Consider the following 22,410-nt stretch of genomic DNA (forward strand, 5'->3'; position numbering starts at 1 on the left):
CTCGCCGCCAGGATCACACGTTCGGTGACGGTTCGCCCGAAAGAGCCAGAAGCTGCGAGCGGCGGACCCGCTCGCGATGGGCGGTGTAGAGCCCTGAGGCGACGATGAAGGCGGCGCCGGTGATGGTGTAGGCGTCAGGGACTTCGCCGAAGACCAGGAAGCCGAGCACGCTGACCCACAGCAATTGCGTGTAGGAAAACGGCGCCAGCACGGACGCATCCGCGTAGCGGAACGCCAGCACCACGATCCACTGCCCCGCGGTTGAGGCGACGCCGATCAGGATGCCGAAGGCGATGTCGTGCCAGGTCGGCGTCACCCAGACGAACGGCACCAGTGCGGAGAGAATGAGCAGGCCCGCGATCGACGAATAAGTCATGGTGGTGATGGCGCGCTCGGTGCCGCTCATCATCCGCGTCATGATCAGCGTGCAGGCCCAGGCCAGCGCCGAGACCAGCGGAAAGAATGCTGCGGGATGAAACGCGCCGGTGCCTGGGCGCAGGATGATGAGCACACCGATCAGGCCTACTGCCGTGGCGATCCAGCGGCGCAGGCCGACCTTCTCGCCGAGAAAGATGATCGACAGCGCCGTGACGAACAGCGGCGCGACGAAGCCGGTGGCGGAAGCTTCCGCAATCGGGAGGAACCGCAGGCCGGAGATGAAGAATAGCGACGAACCCAACAGCGCCGCACCGCGCATCAGATGCAGGCCGAGCCGGTTGGTCTGCAGCGCATAGAGCGGGGAACCCGGCATCATCGCCGGCGTCATGATCATCGCGAACACCAGGAAGCGGATCCAGGCGATCTCGATCGAGGGCAGCGTCGCCGAAAGATATTTCGCCGTCACGTCGGAGGTGCCGAGAAAGATCGTCGAGGCCAGCACCAGCGCGATGCCCTTGAACGGTCGGTCAGCGCGCGCAGGCGCCTTGCGAACGGCGGACGTCTTCTCGGGCAAAGGTAAAGGAGCGCTGTCCAGCCTCGCGGCTGCGGCGGGGGGCGGTGTCACGGCAATCTCGAAGGCAGTAATTGTCGAATCGGGCGAGGCTTCAAAAAACACCAATTGCCGCGATGCGACTAGGTCCGAAAACAGGATGCGGATATGCGCTGAGGGCGCGATTGCAACACTTTGTTAAGGACGGTGTTCCGGGTCGACGATCCGTCATCCTGAGGAGCCGCGGAGCGGCGTCTCGAAGGATGAGCGGCCCGGACGGTGGCCGTGCATCCTTCGAGGCTCGCTGCGCTCGCGCCTCAGGATGACGGGATACGCAACCCTATAGCATCGGCAGGCCGCGCGGCTTGGGTCCGCGCGGAAAGATCTTGTCGAGCGCGGCGATCTCGGCGTCGCTGAGCGACAATTTTCCGGCGCCGGCGTTCTCCGCGGCGTGTTCCGCGCTGGATGCTTTCGGAATCGCGAGCACCGAAGCCGCGCGCGTGAGGAACGCCAGCGCGACCTGATGCGGGCTCACCCTGTGCGCGTCGGCGATCGCCTGCAGCACCTCGCCGCCCTTGCTGCGCGGTGACGGAAAATCATTGTGGCCGAACGGCGAATAGGCGACGACGGCAACACCGTGTTTCTCGCACCATGGGATGACCGCGTGCTCGATCGCGCGTTCCTGAAGATGGTAGAGCACCTGGTTGCAGGCGATCTTCCCCTCGCCCGCGACATTGAGCAACTCGCTGAGATCGTCTTCGTCGAAATTGCTGACGCCCCAGGAGCGAATTTTTCCAGCCGCCACCAGTTCGTCGAAAGCCGCAACCGTCTCCTCGAATGGATATGAGCCGCGCCAGTGCAGGAGATAGCAATCGAGATGATCGGTCTTCAGCCGCTTCAGCGAGCGCTCGCAGGCGGTGATGGTGCCGCGCCGCGAGGCGTTGCTCGGCAGCACTTTGGAGACCAGAAATAGTTTTTCACGCGGCAGCCCCGCAATCGCATCCGCGATCACGAGCTCGGCGTCGCCATACATCTCGGCGGTGTCGATATGGGTCATGCCGGTTTCGATGCCCCGGCGGAGTGCGGCGATCGCCGCTCTCCGGTCGCCGCGGTCGAGATACCAGGTGCCCTGCCCGATCACGGAAACGTCGCGGTTATTGGTGCCGAATTTTTTCTGCTTCAAGATCACCTCAACTTCTGACGATGCCGACCAAACGACGACGATGCGGCGCGAGCGCGTTCTCGGCCGGCAGACCGCGTAGCCAATCGCGGAAGCTTGATATCTCGGGACAATCCGCCGTGCCGGCAGGCGCGATCAACCAATCGCCGAGTCCGGACCCTTCCGTCACGCGGTCGCAGCGGTAGCCCGGATGGTGGCCGAGCCCGCGGGCTATCAGCACATCGACCTTGCCCTCGATCAACTCGCGCAAGCCCGCGGGCTGCAGCACCCGCAAGCCGATTTCCGCGTGGCTTGCGCGAAACTGCTCCAGCTCCAGACGGCGCAGATCGAAGCTGCCGTGCACGCCGAGCTGCAGCAGCACCGCGCCCACCGGCTTCAATTGTGCGGTCGCATCGGCGATGCGACGAAAGCCGTCGGAAATTTCCGGCAGATAGGCATGGCCGGCCGCGGTCAGGATAAGTTGCTTATGCAGCCGTTCGAACAGGCGTACGCCCAGGCGCGCTTCCAGCGCTTTCACCTGCTGCCCCACGGCGGCAGGCGTCACATGCAGCTCATGCGCGGCCAGCTTGAAGCTGAGATGCCGCGCTGCGGCTTCAAACGCGCGGAGCGCATTTAGCGGTGGAAGGATGTAGGTCATCACCGTCCAGTTTGTCACTGATACGCGCTGGCCTTGCAATAGATTTTCTTGAGCTGGCCCGCAGCAACAATGCTTTGCCCCGTCGTGATGTCGCCGATTACGCTCCGTCCGCAGCATCCGGAGATCCCCATGCCACGCCTGATCGATCATCTCGTCATTTGCGTCCACGATTTGGCGCAGGCTGCGCAGGATTGGCAAACGCTAGGCTTTAACCTCACGCCGACCGGCGTGCATCCGTTCGGAACCAGCAACCGCCTGGCGATGTTCGGGAACAATTTTCTGGAATTGCTGGCCGTCACCGATGCGGCGGCGGTGCCGGCGGCCGCGCCGGGTCGCTTCAGCTTCGCCGCCCACAACCGGGATTTTCTTGCTACCGCGGCAGGAATGTCGATGCTGGCTTTGCACAGCGACGACGCCCATGCCGATGCGGCGCGCTTCAAGGCCAATCACATCGGTGCCTACGCGCCGTTTGATTTTGGCCGTGATGCGGTGCTTCCGGGCGGAGGCACGGCACGCATTGAATTCTCACTGGCCTTCGCCACCGATCCCGCCATGCCCGGGATCGCCTTCTTCACCTGCCAGCAGCGTCACCCGCCGGAACGGTTCTGGAAGCCCGACTATCAGCGCCATCCCAACGGCGCGTTGCGCGTGATCGAGGTCGTGATGTCGGCGCCGGAGCCGGCGGCGCATCGCGGATTCCTCGAGCACTTCACGGAAAGCGCAGCCGAGCGTTGGAGCTGGTCACTGACGGTCGGCGAGCGTGGGAATCGGATCACCGTGCTCGGCCCGTCCGAGATGGCGCACCGGCTGCCGGGCCTTCCCGTCGAACCTTCGGCGCGCTTTTGCGCAGCGCGTCTGGCGGTCACTGATCTGGATGCGACAAAGCAGGTATTGAAAAACAACGGCGCCACCTTCGAGGTTATCGGCGCCGTGCTGCTGATCCCGCCCACGGCGCCGCATGGTCTGGCGCTGGAATTCATCCAACAGGAGACAATCTGACATGGCTCAAATCGTCAGCCATAATCCCGCAAGCGTCCACGCGCCCTCCAGCGGCTACAGCATGGGGCTGGAACTTGGCCAGCATCGCCGGCTGCTGTTCGTCAGTGGCCAGGTACCGGAAAAACCTGATGGCAGCGTGCCGGAAGGTTTCGAGGCGCAATGCGAGCAAGCCTGGCGCAACGTCATCGAGGTGCTCAGCGCCGCCGGCCTCGGCGTCGAGCATCTGGTCAAGATCAATACGTTCCTGACCGATCGAAGCCAGGTCACGGCCAACCGCGCTATTCGCAGCAAGATGCTGCAGGGACATGAGCCCGCATCGACGGTGATGATTGCTGAAACCGTCGACGGAAAATGGCTTCTGGAGATCGAGGCGATCGCTGCGGAATGAAAGGTGGCCGCAGAGGCTGATCCTGTTGGAGTTGGCCGAGCGTATCGGCAGCCCGACTCAAATTGGAAAAGGAGCCCTCGCAGAGGGTGTTCGCTGATTTCAGCTGACATTCGCAGCATGGTGTCCGGTTTGTCGTGTACTAGGTCCGCTTGCGCACGCCAGCGGAAACGGTCTCGTGTGCACGCACCGGGGTGCAGGTCGTGACTACGAGCGCAAACCGGCTGCACTGCCAGTCAGCGTCGAGCGCGGCGCTGGTGGGTGATGTCAGGTTGGCCGACAGTAATGCCGCTACGCAGGCAAACATCACGTACGCCGCGATCAGCACCGCTACCTTGCGGGTCCTTGGGTGGGAAATCATGGCCTTGGCTCCTGTACGATGGCCCCCTTGTGATCTAATTCGCGTCCTGACCCACATTTCTCGCCGGTGGCAAGGCGTGCGCGATTGCTGGCGCTGGATCAGCACCGCAGCCGGACTCGCGCACCGGAGCAAACAGCATCTTTATTCGATCAACCTCGTCGGCACGGGCAAGCAGCGTGGGCGGAATGTCAACGCCGAGCGCCTTGGCTGTCTTGAGATTGATGACCAGCTCAAACTTGGTTGGCTGCTCGACGGGCAGGTCGGCGGGCTTCGCGTGCGGCTGCTGCCTGGGTTTGATCTTGATCAAGTTCAGCAGCGTCGCCGCCAGAATCATCACCAGGACGCCACCAACACTGAGCGCGATCTGCATCGTCAGCCCCTCCGAGATGTCGAGCAGCGCCAGGTGGCTGGCGAACGTCAGCAGAACGCCGAGGCAGTAGATTGGCAGCGAATTCTGGCCACAGCGGATCGCGCCGCGCATCACCGCCGTCGTCAGCCCTCGCCAATTGTGAGGCACGAACCATGCCGCCAAAGCCGCAAGGGCCAAAAAATGCAGCAGTCGCAATGGATCGAGATTCGATTTGTCCATCGGGTAAAGCAGCGTCAGCAGCGCCTGCGGGACCAACGCTTCCAGCGGTTTGATGCTCCAGCTCAATGCGATGATGAGGCTGAATACCAGATAGAGAACGGCAGCCACAAGCGCGGTGCGTGAGGTCACCCACGGCCGGAATCTCTTGCCCTCGATCATCCACCACGCGCCAAGCACGACCAGCAGCTGCCAAGCCAGCGGATTGAAGGCCCAGTGGCCGTTCGGCCACGCCGGGACGGTCCAGCCGAAGGCATGCACCAGCGCATAAAGCGCCAGCGAGGCGCCAAGCGCCACATTCGGCACTCGCAGCAGCAGCCACAGCAGCGGCGCGAACAACAGGTGAAGAAACACGAAGACCGGCAACACGTCGGCATTGACTGGACGGTATTGCAGGACCGCTGCGCGCGCGAGCGTCGCGCCCGGATGGTCCAGCAAGATGCGCGTATTGCTCTCGTCAGCAAGACGGCCACCGCCTGCGAGGTGAACCATGATGGCGCAGGCGAGCGTGAGCAGCAGAAATGCGACATAAATGTCCCAGCTTCGCTGCAGCGTCCGGCTGACCACTCCGGTCCAGCCCTCGCAGCGCCACGCCTTGCCGTAGGCCAGTGCGCAGGTTACGCCCGAGACGAACATGAATACTTCCGCGGCATCGCTGAAGCCGTAGTTCCGCAGTGTCAGCCAAGTTCCGATGTTGTTGGGGACATGGTCAAGAAAGATGCACCACAGCGCGATGCCGCGGCAGGCGTCAATGCGCAGGTCGCGGCCCTGGCCTTTCAGCTCCGGCAGCTCGCCGATCAATAGCTTTGGGGTGGCGATTCGATCGTGCATCTGGTTGCCCCGTCCGACGTGCGAGCACGCTTCAAGAGGGACCGAATTTGATAAAAAACATCGCCGCCGTACTGCCGGATCGTACCAACGTCACAGTCTAGAGCTGCCTCACGCCGAACCCGGCGACGAAAGCTGCGACAACGATCATATGGCGGCGCTTGGTAGAACATCCCAGCGCGTGAGGCTATCCGTTGACGATCATCGTGCAACGGCACAGCGCGTCAATCAGCCGGAGGTCCACACAGAGAGGTTCCTAGGTCCTATGATCAAGGTACCGTACAGATCTCGGCATCAATTGACATCCGTCAGACGCATCATGGACGTTCACCATTGCGCATGGACGAAGGAGACTCTGAGTGCCGCGAGTCTCGTCGTCCGCACTCGCTTTTTCGGTGTCCTACCGTGAGGTGATTACAATTGCAGCACACAACGGCATTCGGCTCCTACCTTGAGTGGCTGACGGTGGACCGCTGGTTGGGCCAAGGATGGAGGATGGATGGTTTCGGGAGCCAGCCTTCCGACAGCCTCTTCCTCGCCAACGACCCGAAGGTGGGTGTATGATTTTCTTTTATTTGGATCTCCGTGCAATGGGATGACGGAGAACTTTTCATGAAAGTTCTTATTGTCGACGACCATGCATTGATTCGCGAGGCGTTGCACGCTGTCCTGAAACAACTGAAGCAAGAAGCCGTCATATTTGAAGCTTCGAACAGCCGTCAGGCAATGCACATAGTCGAGGAACATCCCGACATCAGCCTTATTTTACTTGATATCAATTTGCCTGATCGAGATGGCTTCTCTGTCCTCCGCGAACTGCGAGACCGCTATCCGACCATTGCTATCATCATTCTTTCGTCCTCGGATGATCAAGACACAGTCAAGCGCGCTTTCAAACTTGGCGCTCTGGGTTTCATCCCGAAAACTACCGAACGAGAGGTCATGCTCAACGCCATTAAGTTAGTGTTCTCCGGCGGTATCTACATTCCCTCGGAAATTCTGGAGGAAACAACGACTCCGCGGCTTACAAACAAGCTAGCGACGCGCGACTCTCTTAAAGGTCTCGGGTTGACCGATCGGCAGATTGAAGTGCTTGCGCTCCTGATGAAGGGAAAAAGCAACAAGGTCATTGCCAAGACCCTCAATATGGCAGTGCCGACAGTGAAGAATCACATCACGGTCGTTCTCAAGGCGCTCGGCGTAACGAGCCGCACCGAGGCAGTAATAAAAGTAGGAAAAATGGGCTGGGAATCGTCGCCGAAATCTGAGTCATAAAGCCGGCCCGGTATCTCTCCTATCGTCATGATCCATAAAGAGCTCTTGCATGACAGCGCGGAGCCGCATTGGGTCGACAGGCTTGTGCAGTAAAGTGTATCCTCTATCCTTAGCGTCACGTAATGGTTCAGGTGCCGTATCGCCGCTGATGAGAATAGCTGGAATTGATGAACCAAACGCCGCATTGATTTGTTCAATTGCTCGGATCCCCGTCTTTCCGCTCGCAAGATGATAATCCGAGATTATAAGATCGGGGCGTTGTTGGCGCTCAGCAAGTTGGATAAGTGCCGCTTCGTCGGATCCGGCGGTAAGGACGGAGTATCCCCATTTGCCAAGCAATCCGCCCGTTCCCTCCTGCACAATTGGGGCATCGGCAATAACAAGAATTACCCTGCCTTCGACCGCAAAGGCTACGGGGTGAGGTGAGTCGATGGGCTCGGTGGACGTGACGCATTCATCGGCCATCGGAACCAGGATTGCGAATCGCGAACCTCGGCCCACAGTCGAAGCTAAGTCGATTTGATGGTTGAGAAGTAGGCGAAGCCTGTCGACAATAGCCAAGCCGAGCCCCAGGCCGCCGTACCGGTACCGTTCTGGGGCAGCAAGTTGAAAAAACTCGCCAAAGATATTCTGCTTCTGATCCTCAGGAATGCCGGGACCGCTATCCCATACTTCGATACGCAACATTTCACCGCGCCGACGACAGCCGACAATGATCCCGCCGCGCAATGTATAGCGCACAGCATTGGATACCAAGTTGAGAAGTATGCGTTCGAGCAGCATGGCGTCGCTCCTCACCCAGGAGTCACTTCGCCTAACGCGTAGACGCAAGCCCTTCGCTAGCGTTGCCTGATCAAACGTCGTCTCAATTTTTTGCAACAGGCGCGCGATCGGGAATTCAGTCAGTTTGGGTGTAAGGATCCCAGCATCGAGTCTGGACATATCCAGCAGCGAATTGAACATTTCATCCATTTCCTTGCGCGTTGCATCGACCAGATCGATCGTCCTTGTCCTTTCCCCCGATCTGAGCGGCGTGCGCAGCTGTGCAATAAACAAGCCTAGTGCATGTAATGGCTGCCGCAAATCGTGGCTTGCCATGGCAAGAAAGCGCGATTTTGCTGCATTTGCGAGCTCAAGCTCTTGCGTGCGCTCTGCGACCTTCCGTTCCAGTTCGATCTGCGCGCGGCGCAGACGTTTCTCCCCCTTCTTGCGCACCTCGACGTCGGCGCTCAACAGCAAGCTTGGAACGGTAATACTGATCAAGAACATCAACACCAGCAGGAATGAAGCGTTGAGATCCGCGGTCGTGAAGGGGCCGCCGCCCGTGAGTGTCCCCCAAATCGTGATGCCGGAAAGCACCAGCGCAACCGTTGCGGTGTCACGTGGACCGCGGCGCAGCGCCGCCCACAACATTGGCAGGATCGCAAGAAAACCCAGCGGATCTCGGCTCGGCGTTTGCTCGATCAGGGGACTGAAAGCAATGAGTCCAACGGCCGCCGCCGTTGCGAGGACGCCGACCGTCTCCAAAAAATCATTGCGGTTGAAAGCATGGAAGTGGCTTGATGCCCAAAGCACGATAACGGGGGCAATGACCAGCGCGCCGGTCACATCTCCCAGCCACCATGTGACCCAGGCGTTCGCGAAATTCGTCCGTTCGATGTACCCGGCAGTTGCCAGGCTGGTCAGTCCAATGCTGGCGCTGATCGGCGTCGCGATCACGAAGCAAATCAGAGCAAACTTCGCGACAGAATTTGGCGTCGAAAAAGTATTACATCCGCTCGACCATCGATTGATCAGGTAAGCACCAACAACCGCTTCAAGAGAGTTGCCGGTAGCAATCGCAATTGCGGTGGCAACCGAGCCGGCGGTCATCGCATTGGCAATCACCGCCGCCGCGAAAATTGCGGGCCAAGTCCGATATCCCCACAACAGCACCGCCGCCAGCGCGACACCCGTCGGTGGCCAAATTGGCGTTGCACTGGGATGAAGAGAGGCGAGAGCAAGGCCGGCTTTTGCCAGGGCGAAATAGATCACTCCAATTGCGAGCAGACCGCCGGCATAGCTAATGCCTCGGCGGAAATTTAACCCGGACCAACCCATCTGATTTGCTCGTGAGGCACGCGGCGTCACCGACGACGCGTGGCAGGAATTGTCAGGACGGCGGCGTTCGCGAGATAAGGATTGACCCCGCAATAGGCCGTGCGGCCCGATGCGGTGGCCTGACATTGCTGGTAGCTAGTGAATCCACAATCGCCCGCGCCAGCATAGTCGTCGCCTTGCAGGCAATACCGGTACTTGCTGGCTACGACCGGGGCGACGCCAGTTGCGAAGATGGTTGCAGACGTCGCGAGGGCAAGAAAGAGGGTACGCATTTTTCTTTCCCACATTGAAGTGCCCCAGTTGACGCTGGGACCAACCGTGCGGTGCCGATGTGAACCGGCTCACATCGGCGGATGCAAATTTTTGAGATCGACCGCAGATTGGTAAGGAAGCCTGTCAAGCTCGAGTTGGGTCAATCGTTACGATGTCCGGTTAGCGGGCATCTTCCAACATCGTGCAGTCAACAGCAGCCCCCTTCAGAACTGTCGATTGAGCGTCACCGTCACGGACTGATTGGTGACCTGCATCCTTGCGTTGAGATAGGCAATACCGCCACTCGTGAGCGGTCCATTCTGATTTGAGAAGCTCACCACGTCCGAGCGCTATGGGGTGGGCAAAGGCGCGTAGCGCCGTGCTCACCATCTCACAGCGACGTTCATCGCGAATGGTGGGCACGCGGAGCCTGTCATCGGGCGCGCGTTCGCGCGACCCGTTGGCTTTGCCCACCCCACAAACTCTAGGAAGCCTCAGTAATTCGTCGCCGTCGCCCCGTTCGGAATGCCGTCGATCGGGCATTCGTCGGTGCCCGCGGTCGGCCGCGTCATCGCCTCGACCATTTCGCGGGTGCCTTCGGGATCGGCAATCCACTTGGCATAGAAATCATAAGGACAGGCTGCGACACCGCGCGCGCTTTCGCCGGAATTGATCATGCCGGTGTAGCCACGATGCAAGAGCTTGAAGAGATGGTTCTGCGACTGGCCGTTGCGGCGCGCATCGCGGATCAGGCTCTTCGATAGCGCCGCGTACTGGATGCCGTATTCCTCCTCGCCGGTCTCACCCAGTGTGCGGCCGTCGAAGCCGATGATCGCGGAGTGGCCAAAATAGGAATAGACGCCGTCGAAGCCCGCGGCATTGGCGACCGCCACATAGACATTGTTGGCCCAGGCCATCGCCTTGGAAATCAGGATCTGCTGTTCCTTGGCAGGATACATGTAGCCCTGGCAGCGCACGATCAGCTCGGCGCCCTTCATGGCACAGTCGCGCCAGATCTCCGGAAAATTACCGTCGTCGCAGATGATCAGGCTGACCTTCAGCCCCTTGGGGCCTTCGGAAACGTAAGTGCAATTGCCGGGATACCAGCCTTCGATCGGCACCCATGGCATGATCTTGCGATACTTCTGGACGATCACGCCCTGGTCGTTCATCAGGATCAAGGTGTTATACGGCGCCTTGTGCGGATGCTCCTCGTGGCGCTCGCCGGTGAGCGAGAACACGCCCCAGACTTTTGCCTTGCGACAGGCTTCGGCGAAGATGTCGGTCTCAGCCCCCGGGATCTGCGAGGCGGTATCGTACATCTCCTTCGAGTCGTACATGATGCCGTGGGTGGAGTATTCCGGGAAGATCACGAGATCCATGCCCGGCAGGCCAGTCTTCATGCCGACGACCATGTCGGCGATCTTGCGGGCGTTGTCGAGCACCTCGGCCTTGGTGTGCAGGCGCGGCATCTTGTAATTGACGACCGCAACGCCGACTGTGTCGTTGCTGGAAGAAATGTCACCGTGGAGCATTGGATCGCCTCTTGTTCCGGTTTGAGTTCGATGAATCGCGCCTCAATGGCTGATCATCCAGGGCCGCGCGGTGGGAAAGCCCTTGGCGCCACTTCTGGTCTTGGTCATCAGCCGGGCCGGCTTCTTCTTGCCGGTTGAACAGCAGCCACAGCCGGGACCATGCGAGGCCTTGTATTCGGCTGATGTCTTCGGCGCATGGGCGCTGCGCTCGTTAGTGGCGTGCGCTTTCCGCTTGTCTGACGCCATGCAGAAGAACGCCGGCGCGGTCAGGATCACGCGCGGCGATTCGGACAAGCATTGCGGACAGTCCTGCGGATCGTCGCATTCGGCCATCGGCCGCATATCCGTGAACGGGCCGCAATCGTTGCAGAGATATTCGTAGACGGGCATCTGGTTTCCTTGAAGGCGAATGGCGAGTAGTGGATGGATTCTACTCACTGCGACCGCGGATGCGGGGCGACCGGCACGCTTGAGCCGTCCCGCATCCCTCTCGCGCCGAGATCACTTGTCCGGCGAGATCGGCATCTGGATGTCGCCGGTGATATGTTTGATCGGGCCCGCCGACGACGGCATGATGTCGAAGTCGAAGATTTCCGTCGGCAGCCACAGCGTGGCGCAGGCGTTCGGCACATCGACCACGCCCGAGATGTGGCCTTGGCACGGCGCGGTGCCGAGAATCGAATAGGCCTGTGCGCCGGAATAGCCGAACTTCTTCAGGTATTCGATCGCGTTCAGACAGGCCTGCCGATAGGCGATATGGACGTCGAGGTAATGCTGCTTGCCGGCTTCGTCGACCGAGATGCCCTCGAAGATCAGATAGTCCTTGTAGTTCGGCGTGATCGGAGACGGCTTGAACACCGGATTCTTGATGCCGTACTTTGCCACCCCGTCCTTGATGATATCGACCTTCAGATGCAGCCAACCCGCCATCTCGATCGCGCCGCAGAAGGTGATCTCGCCGTCGCCCTGGCTGAAATGCAGGTCGCCCATCGAGAGGCCGCCGCCCGGCACATAGACCGGGAAGAAGATCTTCGAGCCGCGCGACAGATCCTTGATGTCGCAATTGCCGCCATGCTCGCGCGGCGGCACGGTGCGCGCGCCTTCCGCGCCGACCTTGGCCTTCGCATCGCCCTTGGCGCGGCCGGCATGGGCGGTCGCGGCAAACGGCGGATTGGCGAGGCCCGGCACGCGGGTCGGATTGGTTGCGATCAGCGCGGTTTCGCGCTCGTTCCAGGTCGCCAGCAATTTCGGATCGGGCAGACAGCCGATCAGGCCGGGATGGATCAGGCCGGCAAAGTTCACGCCGGGCACATGGCGCGAGGACGTATAGAGACCCTTGATGTCCCAGATCGATTTCTGCGCCAGCGGGAAATGATCGGTCAGGAAGCCGCCGCCATTTTGTTTGGAAAAGAAGCCGTTAAAACCCCAGAGGCTTTCCTTGAGCGGGCCGACGTCAAGCAGATCGACCACCAGCAAGTCGCCGGGCTCGGCGCCCTTGACGCCGATCGGGCCGGACAGAAAGTGCACGATCGAGAGATCGATGTCGCGCACGTCGTCGGCGGAATCGTTGTTCTTGATGAAGCCGCCGGTCCAGTCATAGGTCTCGATGATGAAATCATCGCCCGGATTGACCCACGCCACGATCGGAATATCGGGATGCCAGCGATTGTGGATCATGTCGTTGTCGTAGGCCGACTTCGATAGATCGACCTTGATCAGTGTCTCTGGCATCGATAGCTCCCCTTTTTGACGGCACAGGTTGGTCTTCAGACGGACAGGAATTTCGAAACTTGCGCGGCATCGACGCTGTCGCGCGGGTCGTCGCGGACGATCTCGCCGTTCTCGATGACGAGCACGCGGTCGGCGATCTCGAGCGCAAAGCTCAACACCTGCTCGGAGACCACGATCGACAGGCCGCGCTCGTCGCGAATCCGCTTCAGGGTCCGCGCCATGTCCTTGATGATCGATGGCTGGATGCCCTCGGTCGGCTCGTCCAGCAGCAGCACTTTTGGCTTGGTGGCGAGCGCACGCGCGATCGCCAATTGCTGCTGTTGGCCGCCGGACAAATTGCCACCACGGCGGCCCTTCATTTCCAGCAGGACCGGAAACAGCTCGTAGATGTCTTCGGGTACCTCGGATCCGCCTGATACCACGAGGCCGGTCTCGATGTTTTCTTTCACCGTCATGGTCGAGAAGATCATGCGGCCCTGCGGCACATAGGCGAGGCCCTTGGCGACGCGCTCGTAGCTCGGCAACGCGCTGAGCTCGGCGCCGTCCATACTGACAGAGCCGCTCTTGGTCGGCAGAATGCCCATCAGCGACTTCATCAGCGTGGTCTTGCCCATGCCGTTGCGGCCCATGATCGCGACGATCTCGTTGGGCGCGACCGAGACATTGAGACCGTGCAGCACCTCGCTCTGGCCGTACGCGACGTGAAGGTCCGAGATAGCCAGCATGCCCTGCTCCTTATTCCTTGCGCATGATCTTGTCCGGAAACCGGACGCCACTTTCCGGGATCATGCGCTAATGACCCAGATAGACTTCAATGACCTTCGGATCGTTCTTGACCTTCTCCATCGTGCCCTCCGAGAGGATCTGGCCCTGATGCAGCACCGTGACCTTGTGGGCGATGTCCTCGACGAACTTCATGTCGTGCTCGATGACCAGCACCGAGCGGTCCTTGATGATGCGATTGAGCAGTTCAGCGGTCTTGGCGCGCTCGCTGACGCTCATGCCGGCGACTGGCTCATCGAGCATCAAGAGCTCTGGGTCCTGGATCAGCAGCATGCCGATCTCGAGCCATTGCTTCTGGCCGTGGCTGAGCTGATCGGCATAGGTATCGAGGCGATCCTTCAGGAAGATCATCTCGGCGACCTCCTCGACGCGCTGCTTGACGGCATCATCGCGCTGGAAGGCGAGCGATCCGAACACGGTGCGGCCGCGCGGGTAGGAAATCTCCAGATTCTCGAACACGGTGAGGTCTTCGAACACCGACGGCGTCTGGAACTTGCGCCCGACGCCGGTCTGCACGATCTGGTTCTCCTTCAGCTTCGTCAGTTCCTTGCCGCGAAACTGGATCGATCCCGAGGTCGCCTTGGTCTTTCCGCAGATCAGATCGAGTACCGTGGTCTTGCCGGCGCCGTTGGGACCGATGATGACGCGGATTTCGTTCTCCTCGACATAGAAGGAGAGATTGTTCACGGCCTTGAAGCCGTCGAATGACACCGTGAGTGCCTCGACCGCGAGCAGGAAGGGTTTGGGCTGGTGACCGATGAGCATGATCTATCTCCTTATTCCGCTGGTGGGGCATCGGCAATCGAGATGACCGATGAGCATGCTTGCGGACTCACTCTGCCGGTGCGCCGTCGGCGACGGAATTGTCGGCCCACGCGCCCGGCTTTGATTTGCGTGATGCCAGCAGCCGGTCGATACGTGGCTGAACGTAATCAGCCCAGATTCCCGACAGGCCGTTCGGGAATGCCAGCACGACTGCGATGAACAGCGCGCCGAGGCCGAACAGCCAAAGCTGCGGGAAGGATTCCGAAAGGCTGGTCTTGGCAAAATTGACCAGCAGCGCACCCCACACCGCGCCGAAAATCGACGTCCGTCCGCCGACCGCGGTGTAGATCACCATTTCGATCGATGGCACGATGCCTACAAAGGACGGCGACATGAACCCAACATTGAGCGCAAACATGGCGCCGCCCATCGCGGCGAAGATCGCCGCCATGCAGAAGGCAAAGATCTTGAAGTTGGCGACGCTGTAGCCGGAGAAGCGGACGCGATCTTCCTGTTCGCGCATCGCCACCAGGATGCGGCCAAGCTTTGTCAGCCGGATGAACTGCGCGATGAGGATGCAGCCGAACAGCAGGAACACTTCAAAGAAGTAAAGGACGACCTTGGCGTGGTCCGGCCTGATGTCCCATCCCTTCAGGGTACGCAGATCGGTCATGCCATTGATGCCGCCGGTGTAGCCCTGCTGTCCCACGATCAGGATGGTCAGGATCGCGGCGACGGCCTGGGTGATGATCGCAAAGTAGGTGCCGCCGACGCGGCGCTTGAACATCGCTGTGCCGATGATCAGGGCGAACAGCCCGGGCACCAGGATGATTGCAGCGATGGTAAAGGTCAGACTGTGGAACGGCTGCCAGAACAGCGGCAGCGCGGTGATCTGATTCCAGTCCATGAAATCGGGAATGCCGGGGGTCGACTGGATCTTGGTGTTCTCGACGCTGGATGCTTCCAGCTTGAGGAACATCGCCATGCAGTAGCCGCCGAGGCCGAAGAACACGCCCTGCCCCAGGCTCAGGATGCCGCCATATCCCCAGCACAGGACGAGGCCGATCGCGACAAAGGCGTAGGTCAGATACTTCGCGACCAGGTTGAGACGAAACACATCCAGCGACAGCGGCAGGATCACGAACAGGATCAGGGCCAGTGCAACGAAACCAATGAGCTCGGATCGATTGAAGAAGCGTGAGTTGATGATCATGACCGTGCCTGCTTTCGTTATTTGCGGACCTTGAGGGCGAACAGACCCTGCGGCCGCAGCATCAGAATTCCGACGACGGCGAGAAGCGTGAGCACCTTGGCCATCGAGCCCGACATGAAGAACTCCAGCGTCGACTGGGTCTGCGAGATCGAGAAGGCGGAAGCGATGGTGCCGAGCAGGCTGGCTGCGCCACCGAACACGACCACCAGGAAGGTGTCGACGATGTAGAGCTGGCCTGACGTCGGTCCGGTCGAACCAATCATCGTAAAGGCGCTGCCCGCGACGCCGGCGATGCCGCAACCGAGTCCGAAGGTGTAACGGTCGACCTTCTCGGTATTGATGCCGACGGCGCCGGCCATGATGCGGTTCTGCACGACGGCACGCACCTGGCGGCCCCAGCGCGATTTGTACAGGACATAGGCGACCACGACGGTGATCAGCACGGTCAGGCCCATCACGAACACGCCGTTGATCGGGACCTCGATGCTGTCGGTAACCTTGAGCGAGCCCAGCATCCATTGCGGCAGGTCGACGCCGACTTCGCGGGCGCCGAATACCGAACGATAGGTTTGCTGGAGGATGAGGCTGAGGCCCCAGGTGGCGAGCAGTGTATCGAGCGGGCGCTTGTAGAGATGACGGATCAACGCCCATTCGACCAGCATCCCCAGCGCGCCCGACGCCAGAAACGCCAGCAGCATCGCGAGGAAGAAATATCCGGAGAACAGTGAAGGCAAATAGTGCTGGAACGTGTTCGACGTCATCCAGGTGACGTAGGCGCCCAGGATCATGAATTCGCCATGCGCCATGTTGATGACGCCCATCTGGCCGAAGATGATCGCAAGACCGAGCGCCATCAGCACGTAGACGGAAAACAGGATCAGGCCCGCAAAGCCCTGCATGACGAAGATGGAGCCGAGATCGCCAATCGAATAGTCGCCGAACATCTGACTTCTCCGTCGGGGAAAGGGGCCCGCGCCGCGAGCAGAAGTCGCGACGCGGGGTCGTGAAGCGCGGATTGACGGTCCACGCCAGGGAGCTCGGGAAAGCTGCGGGACGTTTCGCGCGCTTACTGGTAGCCCTTCGGGAACGGGTCGGGCTCGATCAGGTCGGCGGTCTCGAAGATCAGTTCGAACTGGCCGTCGAGCTTGGCCTTGCCGACGCGGGTCTTCGACCAGAGGTGATGGTTTTCATGGATGCGCACGTACCCTTCGGGCGCTTCCTTGAATTCGACGCCGGGCGAAGCGGCGGCGATCTTGTCGACATCGAAGCTGCCCGCCTTCTCGCAGGTCAATTTCCACAGCCACGGACCGAGATAGCCGGCCTGCGTCACGTCGCCGATCACGGTCTTCTCGCCCCACAACTTCTTGAAGGCCGGAACGAACGCCTTGTTGTTGGCATTGTCGAGCGACTGGAAGTACTTCATGCAGGCATAGGCGCCGGCGATGTTTTCGCCGCCGATGCCGTCGATTTCGTCTTCAGTCACCGAGATCGTCAACAGCGCCTGCTTGGAGAGGTCGACGCCGGCGGCCTTGAGCTGCTTGTAGAAGGCGACGTTCGAACCGCCGACCACGTCGGTGAAGATCACGTCGGGCTTGGTCAGCTTGATCTTGTTGATGACTGAATTGAACTGGGTGCTGCCGAGCGCGTAATATTCCTCGCCGACGACCTTGCCCTTCAGCACGTTCTCGACGTGCTTGCGCGCGATCTTGTTCGAGGTGCGCGGCCAGATGTAATCCGAACCGATGAAGAAGAATGATTTGGCGCCCTTCTCCTTGGCGATCCAGTTCAACCCGGCGAGAATCTGCTGGGTCGCTTCCTGGCCGGTGTAGATGACGTTTTTGGACTGCTCGAGACCTTCATAGAAGGTCGGGTAATAGAGCATGCCGTTGTACTGCTCGACGACCGGCAACACGGCCTTGCGCGATGCCGAGGTCCAGCAGCCCATGATCGCCGCGACCTTGTCGTTGACGAGAAGCTTCTTGGCCTTTTCCGCAAATGTCGGCCAGTCGCTGGCGCCGTCTTCCTGGATGAACTTGATCTTGCGTCCGAGTACGCCGCCGGCGGCGTTGATCTGTTCGATCGCGAGCTTTTCGGCCTGGATCGAGCCGGTCTCCGAGATCGCCATCGTGCCGGTGGCGGAGTGCAGGATGCCGACGGTGACTTCTGTATCGGTTACCGCCAGCCCCGTGGTGTTGACCGTAGCGGTTGCGGGACCGGCCCCGAAGGAAGGTCTGGGAAGGATCGAAATGAGCGGCAACGCCGCCGCGCCCATCAGCAGTTTGCGGCGAAGCGGCGACTGCAGGCCCTTGTTTGGTTCGTCTGACATGAGCACCCCATTTTTGTTCGAGAACGCGTCTGGTCAGACGAGGATGGCTCGGATTTGTGCACTGCACAGATACGTGGGATTGCGTATATTGCACCGCAAAATAGCGACGTAGATTTTGGTACGGAGTTTGCTGGCTACACGGGGGTCGGTTGAACTGGGCAGGAGCAGCAAGTGGCAGGGCGGCAGCGGATAGACCGCGTCAGGCGCCAATATAATCAATGGGTTGCCAACCAGACGCTGGAAGACTACGCGCTGCGCTTCACCGCCAAAAGCGCGCGGCGGTGGTCGGCCGCCCGTGTCGCCAATACCGCGCTCGGCGCGATCTCTTTTCTGGCCCTGGAGGCAATCGGCGGCACCATCACGCTCAATTACGGCGCCACCAATGCCACCATTGCCATCCTGGTGGTCAGCGTCATCATTTTCTTCTGCGGCCTGCCGATTGCCTATCATGCCGCCAAATGCGGCATCGATATCGATCTGCTGACCCGCGGCGCAGGCTTCGGCTATATCGGCTCGACCATCACCTCGCTGATCTATGCCTCCTTCACCTTCATCTTCTTTGCGATCGAGGCGGTCATTCTCGCCTCTGCGCTGGAGATGTGCTTCGGCATCCCACGGCCGATCGGCTATCTCATCAGCGCCGTCGTCATCATTCCGCTGGTGACCTACGGCATTACGCTGATCAGCCGCTTTCAATTGTGGACGCAGCCGCTCTGGATCATCCTGCACATCCTCCCTTTCGTGGCGATCGCCTACGCCAACCCGCATTCGTTCACGGAATGGCGGAAATTCGCCGGCGAGCACGGCGATCCCGCGGGCCATCTCGATCTGCTGCTGTTCGGCACCGCCGCCTCGGTGGTGTTCTCGCTGGTGGCGCAGATCGGCGAACAGGTCGACTTCCTGCGCTTTTTGCCGCGCGACCGCCGCACGTCGCGGACGTCGTGGTGGATCGCCCTGCTGATCGCCGGCCCCGGCTGGATCATCTTCGGCGCGCTGAAATTATTGCTGGGCTCGTTTCTCGCCTTCTTTGCGTTGAGCCACGGCCTCTCCACCGAGCAGGCCGCCGAGCCTGCTCATATGTATCTCGAAGCGTTCCGTTACGTGCTATCGCAGCCCGATATGGCGCTGGCGCTGACCGGCCTGTTCGTCATTCTCTCGCAGATCAAGATCAACGTCACCAATGCCTATGCCGGCTCGATCGCCTGGTCGAACTTCTTCTCGCGGCTGACGCACAGCCATCCCGGCCGCGTGGTGTGGCTGGTGTTCAACGTCCTGGTCGCACTACTGTTGATGGAAATCGGCGTCTACAAGGCGCTGGAGCAGACGCTGGCGCTCTACTCCAACGTGGCAATTGCCTGGGTCGGCGCGCTGGTCGCCGATCTCGTCGTCAACAAGCCGCTGGGCCTGCGGCCGCAGCACATCGAGTTCAAGCGCGCGCATCTCTGCGACATCAATCCGGTCGGCGTCGGCGCGATGACGATCGCGACCATCGTCTCGATCTCGGCGTTCTACGGCCTGTTCGGGCCAACGGCGAAGGCGCTGTCGGCATTCGTCGCACTCGCGGCCGCCTTCGTGACCGCGCCCCTGATCGCATGGGCGACCGACGGCAAATACTACATCGCGCGCAAACCGAAACGAAGCTGGCAGAACCTCGAGGCAATCCAGTGCTGTATCTGCGAGCATTCGTTCGAGCCGGAGGACATGGCCTCCTGCCCCGCCTATGCCGGGCCGATCTGCTCGCTGTGCTGTTCGCTTGATGCGCGCTGCCATGATCTCTGCAAGCCGCATGCGCGCGCCGGGGCGCAGATCTCCGACATGCTTGGGAAGCTGTTGCCGGAGACGATCTACACCCGGATCAACTCGCAGTTCGGGCATTATCTCGGCGTGTTCGTGGTGTCCGCCGGCCTCGTCGGGCTGACGCTCGGGCTGATCTATCTGCAGACCTCGGCGACGATGCCCGTCGAGGACTTCGCGCTATCGGACGTGCTGTGGAAGGTATTCTTCGCGCTCACCATCATCATCGGCGTGGTGGCGTGGCTGTTCGTGCTGGCGCAACAGAGCCGCCGCGCGGCGGAAGCCGAGACGCGGCGGCAGACGGCGCTCCTGATCCAGGAAATCGACGCGCACAAGCGCACCGATGCCGAGTTGCAGCGCGCCAAGGAAGTGGCTGAGTCCGCCAATCTCGCCAAGAGCCGCTATGTGGTGGGCCTGAGCCACGAACTGCGCTCGCCGCTGAACGCCATCAGCGGCTATGCGCAGTTGCTGGAGCAGGATTCCAGCCTCGCCACCAAACCGCGCGATCAGGTGCGCGTGGTCCGCCGCAGCGCCGACCACCTGTCGGGACTGATCGACGGCATTTTGGACATTTCCAAGATCGAGGCTGGGCGGCTTTACCTGTCGCGCGACGAGGTTCGCCTGAGCGAATTCCTCGATCAGCTCGTCGGCATGTTTCGCGTTCAGGCCGCCGCCAAGGGCACCGACTTCGTCTTCAAGCGGCCGGCGGTGCTGCCCGTCGTGGTCTATGCCGATGAAAAGCGGCTGCGGCAGGTCCTGATCAACCTGCTGTCGAATGCGCTGAAATTCACGCAGACCGGCAGCGTGCAGTTCGTTGTGCACTACCGTAGCCCGGTCGCGGAGTTCGAGGTGATCGATACCGGCCCCGGCATTCAGGCCGACGATCTCGAGCGCATCTTCGCGCCGTTCGAACGCGGCGCGCTCGGCGTGTCGCAGCCGCAGACCGGCACCGGGCTTGGACTGACCATCAGCCGCCTGCTCGCCGGCGTGATGGGCGGCGACATCAGGGTGACGAGCGAGGTCGGCAGCGGCAGCACGTTCCGGGTGAAAATTCTGCTGTCGGAAGTCACCAATCCGACAAGGATCGCGCCGGTGGAGGCGCCGATCTTCGGCTATCACGGCCCGCGCAAGACGATTTTGATCACCGACGACGATCCGACCCACCGCGACCTCTTGCGCGAGGTGCTGGCGCCGCTTGGCTTCATCCTGCTCAGCGCACCCGATGGGCCCGGCTGTCTTGCGCTGGCGCAGCATTGCCGGCCGGATTTGTTTCTGCTCGATATCTCGATGGCTGCGATGGACGGATGGACGGTTGCGGAAACGCTGCGCGCCAGCGGCCATCACCAGGCGCGCATCCTCATGATATCGGCGAGTGCGATAGAAGCCCACGGCGCGCCGCTGGCGCAGCCGTTCCATGACGGCTACCTGATGAAGCCGATCGATATTCCGAGACTGCTGGAAACGATCAGGAAGTTGCTCAAGCTCGAATGGCAATACGAGGCCGACCAAGTTGCCGTGCCGCGCTGGAAACCGGACACCGGCTCGCGGCCGCCCGTAAAGCACGTCGAGGAACTGATCGGGCTCGGCCAACTGGGTTACATCCGCGCCATCCAGGTCAAGCTGGACGAGATCGGAATCGATTACCCCGAACATGCCGATTTCGTGTCGCAAATGCGCATGCTGGTCGACCGGTTCGATCTCGACCAGTACATGGCGACGTTAAAGACCTTGCACAGCTATGATCACTGAACAAAAAAAGCGCGACGTTGCCTTAGTCGTCGACGATTCACCGGAGACGCTGCGGCTGCTCACTGACGCACTCGACGGCGCGGGCATGACGGTCATGGTCGCGCTTGACGGTGCAGCCGCGATGCGGATCGTCGACCAGATCACGCCCGACATCGTGCTGCTCGATGCGGTGATGCCCGGCATGGACGGTTTTGAGACCTGCAGGCGGCTGAAGCGGGATGCCGGACTGGACCATGTGCCGATCATCTTCATGACGGGGCTGGCCGAAACCGAACATATCGTTCGCGGGCTGGAAGCCGGCGGCGTTGACTATGTGACCAAACCGATCGCTGTCGAGGAGATGCTGGCGCGCATCCGCGTTCACCTCGCCAACGCCCGGCTGACCCAGAGCGCGCGCGCCGCGCTCGACGTCTCCGGCCGCTATCTGCTCGCCGTGAACAGTCTGGGCAAGATCATGTGGGCGACGCCGCAGGCCCAGAAGCTTTTGTCGGATACGCTTAGCCCCGGCAGCGACGACGATGTCGTGCTGCCGGACCCGATCCCGCAATGGCTCGACCAGGCCCGCAAGGGCAAGGCCGGCTCGAAGGTCGCCATCATGGCCGCGCTTCCCGGCAACGAGCAGCTCCGGCTGCAGTACATGGGCAGGCTGGGCGCGAACGAGTTCCTGCTGCGGCTTGCGAAGGATTCCGGCTCCGAGACCCCGGCGGAATTCTCCAGCGAGCTTGGTCTGACAACGCGCGAGGGCGAAGTGCTGTCGTGGCTGTCCAAGGGCAAGACCAACCGCGACATCGCGCAGATCCTGGGCCTCTCCCCGCGCACCGTCGACAAGCATCTCGAGCAGATCTATTCCAAGCTCGGGGTGGAGAACCGCACCGCGGCGGCGGCGATTGCGGTGAATGCGAAAAACCGGAAGGGGTGAGGCCGTTCTTCTCCTTCTCCCCGCAAGAGCGGGGCGAGGGAGAGGATACACGGCCCAACGCTTC

General features: G+C 61.0%; 20 protein-coding genes. 5 read left to right on the forward strand and 15 right to left on the reverse strand.

The genetic code is table 11. The features are described 5' to 3' along the window. Positions 1-13 precede the first annotated feature (13 nt). From V1288_RS01100 to V1288_RS01110, 3 genes are all read right to left on the reverse strand, one after another. Positions 14-1,003, reverse strand: a complete 990-nt coding sequence (locus V1288_RS01100) for a DMT family transporter (protein ID WP_334355318.1) — start codon at positions 1,001-1,003, stop codon at positions 14-16. A 265-nt stretch (positions 1,004-1,268) separates the two neighbouring features. Further along, the gene (locus tag V1288_RS01105; protein ID WP_334355319.1) at positions 1,269-2,111 is read right to left on the reverse strand and encodes an aldo/keto reductase; all 843 of its coding nucleotides are present in this window, start codon (positions 2,109-2,111) and stop codon (positions 1,269-1,271) included. 7 nt (positions 2,112-2,118) lie between these two features. Continuing rightward, positions 2,119-2,745, reverse strand: a complete 627-nt coding sequence (locus V1288_RS01110; RefSeq protein WP_334355320.1) for a LysR family transcriptional regulator — start codon at positions 2,743-2,745, stop codon at positions 2,119-2,121. Between the two features lie 129 nt (positions 2,746-2,874). On the opposite strand from V1288_RS01110, the gene V1288_RS01115 reads away from it, so the two are divergent. Beyond that, positions 2,875-3,744: a VOC family protein gene (locus V1288_RS01115; protein WP_334355321.1), complete on the forward strand. Its 870-nt coding sequence runs from the start codon at positions 2,875-2,877 to the stop codon at positions 3,742-3,744. A gap of 1 nt (position 3,745) precedes the next feature. Further along, positions 3,746-4,132 carry a RidA family protein gene (locus tag V1288_RS01120; RefSeq protein ID WP_334355322.1) on the forward strand — a complete coding sequence of 129 codons (387 nt, stop codon included), beginning with the start codon at positions 3,746-3,748 and terminating at the stop codon, positions 4,130-4,132. Between the two features lie 139 nt (positions 4,133-4,271). On the opposite strand, the gene V1288_RS01125 is transcribed toward V1288_RS01120, so the two are convergent. After that, entirely contained in the window at positions 4,272-4,490 is a 219-nt protein-coding gene (locus tag V1288_RS01125; RefSeq protein WP_334355323.1) for a hypothetical protein, read from the reverse strand. A 34-nt stretch (positions 4,491-4,524) separates the two neighbouring features. Next, positions 4,525-5,877, reverse strand: coding sequence for an OpgC domain-containing protein (opgC, locus tag V1288_RS01130; protein WP_334355324.1), 1,353 nt, complete (start codon positions 5,875-5,877; stop codon positions 4,525-4,527). 639 nt (positions 5,878-6,516) lie between these two features. Between opgC and V1288_RS01135 the strand changes: the two genes are divergently transcribed. After that, the gene (locus tag V1288_RS01135) at positions 6,517-7,179 is read left to right on the forward strand and encodes a response regulator transcription factor (protein WP_334355325.1); all 663 of its coding nucleotides are present in this window, start codon (positions 6,517-6,519) and stop codon (positions 7,177-7,179) included. Here V1288_RS01135 and V1288_RS01140 read toward each other — a convergent pair. The 10 genes from V1288_RS01140 to urtA form a co-directional block, all read right to left on the reverse strand. After that, positions 7,174-9,279: an MASE1 domain-containing protein gene (locus tag V1288_RS01140; protein WP_334355326.1), complete on the reverse strand. Its 2,106-nt coding sequence runs from the start codon at positions 9,277-9,279 to the stop codon at positions 7,174-7,176. The genes V1288_RS01135 and V1288_RS01140 overlap by 6 nt on opposite strands. 26 nt (positions 9,280-9,305) lie before the next feature. Beyond that, positions 9,306-9,551 (reverse strand): DUF3551 domain-containing protein, encoded by a 246-nt coding sequence (locus tag V1288_RS01145; protein ID WP_334355327.1) that lies wholly within the window; start codon positions 9,549-9,551, stop codon positions 9,306-9,308. A 474-nt stretch (positions 9,552-10,025) separates the two neighbouring features. Then, entirely contained in the window at positions 10,026-11,066 is a 1,041-nt protein-coding gene (locus V1288_RS01150) for an aliphatic amidase (protein ID WP_334355328.1), read from the reverse strand. A 42-nt stretch (positions 11,067-11,108) separates the two neighbouring features. Next, the gene (locus V1288_RS01155; protein WP_334355329.1) at positions 11,109-11,456 is read right to left on the reverse strand and encodes an FmdB family zinc ribbon protein; all 348 of its coding nucleotides are present in this window, start codon (positions 11,454-11,456) and stop codon (positions 11,109-11,111) included. Between the two features lie 111 nt (positions 11,457-11,567). Then, complete coding sequence (gene fmdA / locus V1288_RS01160) at positions 11,568-12,797, reverse strand: formamidase (protein WP_334355330.1); 1,230 nt, start codon at positions 12,795-12,797, stop codon at positions 11,568-11,570. Positions 12,798-12,832: 35 nt separating this feature from the next. Beyond that, a complete protein-coding gene (urtE, locus tag V1288_RS01165; RefSeq protein ID WP_334355331.1) occupies positions 12,833-13,522 on the reverse strand; it encodes an urea ABC transporter ATP-binding subunit UrtE in 690 nt (229 codons plus the stop codon). 67 nt (positions 13,523-13,589) lie between these two features. Further along, positions 13,590-14,345, reverse strand: a complete 756-nt coding sequence (gene urtD / locus V1288_RS01170; protein ID WP_065730776.1) for an urea ABC transporter ATP-binding protein UrtD — start codon at positions 14,343-14,345, stop codon at positions 13,590-13,592. 67 nt (positions 14,346-14,412) lie between these two features. Continuing rightward, on the reverse strand, positions 14,413-15,558 hold the full coding sequence (gene urtC / locus V1288_RS01175) for an urea ABC transporter permease subunit UrtC (RefSeq protein WP_334355332.1): 1,146 nt from the start codon (positions 15,556-15,558) through the stop codon (positions 14,413-14,415). Positions 15,559-15,575: 17 nt separating this feature from the next. Continuing rightward, the gene (urtB, locus tag V1288_RS01180) at positions 15,576-16,502 is read right to left on the reverse strand and encodes an urea ABC transporter permease subunit UrtB (protein WP_334355333.1); all 927 of its coding nucleotides are present in this window, start codon (positions 16,500-16,502) and stop codon (positions 15,576-15,578) included. A 122-nt stretch (positions 16,503-16,624) separates the two neighbouring features. Further along, complete coding sequence (gene urtA, locus V1288_RS01185; protein WP_334355334.1) at positions 16,625-17,884, reverse strand: urea ABC transporter substrate-binding protein; 1,260 nt, start codon at positions 17,882-17,884, stop codon at positions 16,625-16,627. Positions 17,885-18,055: 171 nt separating this feature from the next. Between urtA and V1288_RS01190 the strand changes: the two genes are divergently transcribed. Both V1288_RS01190 and V1288_RS01195 read left to right on the forward strand, forming a co-directional pair. After that, the gene (locus tag V1288_RS01190) at positions 18,056-21,427 is read left to right on the forward strand and encodes a hybrid sensor histidine kinase/response regulator (protein ID WP_334355335.1); all 3,372 of its coding nucleotides are present in this window, start codon (positions 18,056-18,058) and stop codon (positions 21,425-21,427) included. Continuing rightward, positions 21,417-22,346: a response regulator gene (locus tag V1288_RS01195; RefSeq protein WP_334355336.1), complete on the forward strand. Its 930-nt coding sequence runs from the start codon at positions 21,417-21,419 to the stop codon at positions 22,344-22,346. Before V1288_RS01190 ends, V1288_RS01195 begins: the two co-directional genes overlap by 11 nt. Positions 22,347-22,410 lie beyond the last annotated feature (64 nt).

The sequence above is a fragment of the Bradyrhizobium sp. AZCC 2176 genome (assembly GCF_036924645.1).
Taxonomy (GTDB): Bacteria; Pseudomonadota; Alphaproteobacteria; order Rhizobiales; family Xanthobacteraceae; genus Bradyrhizobium.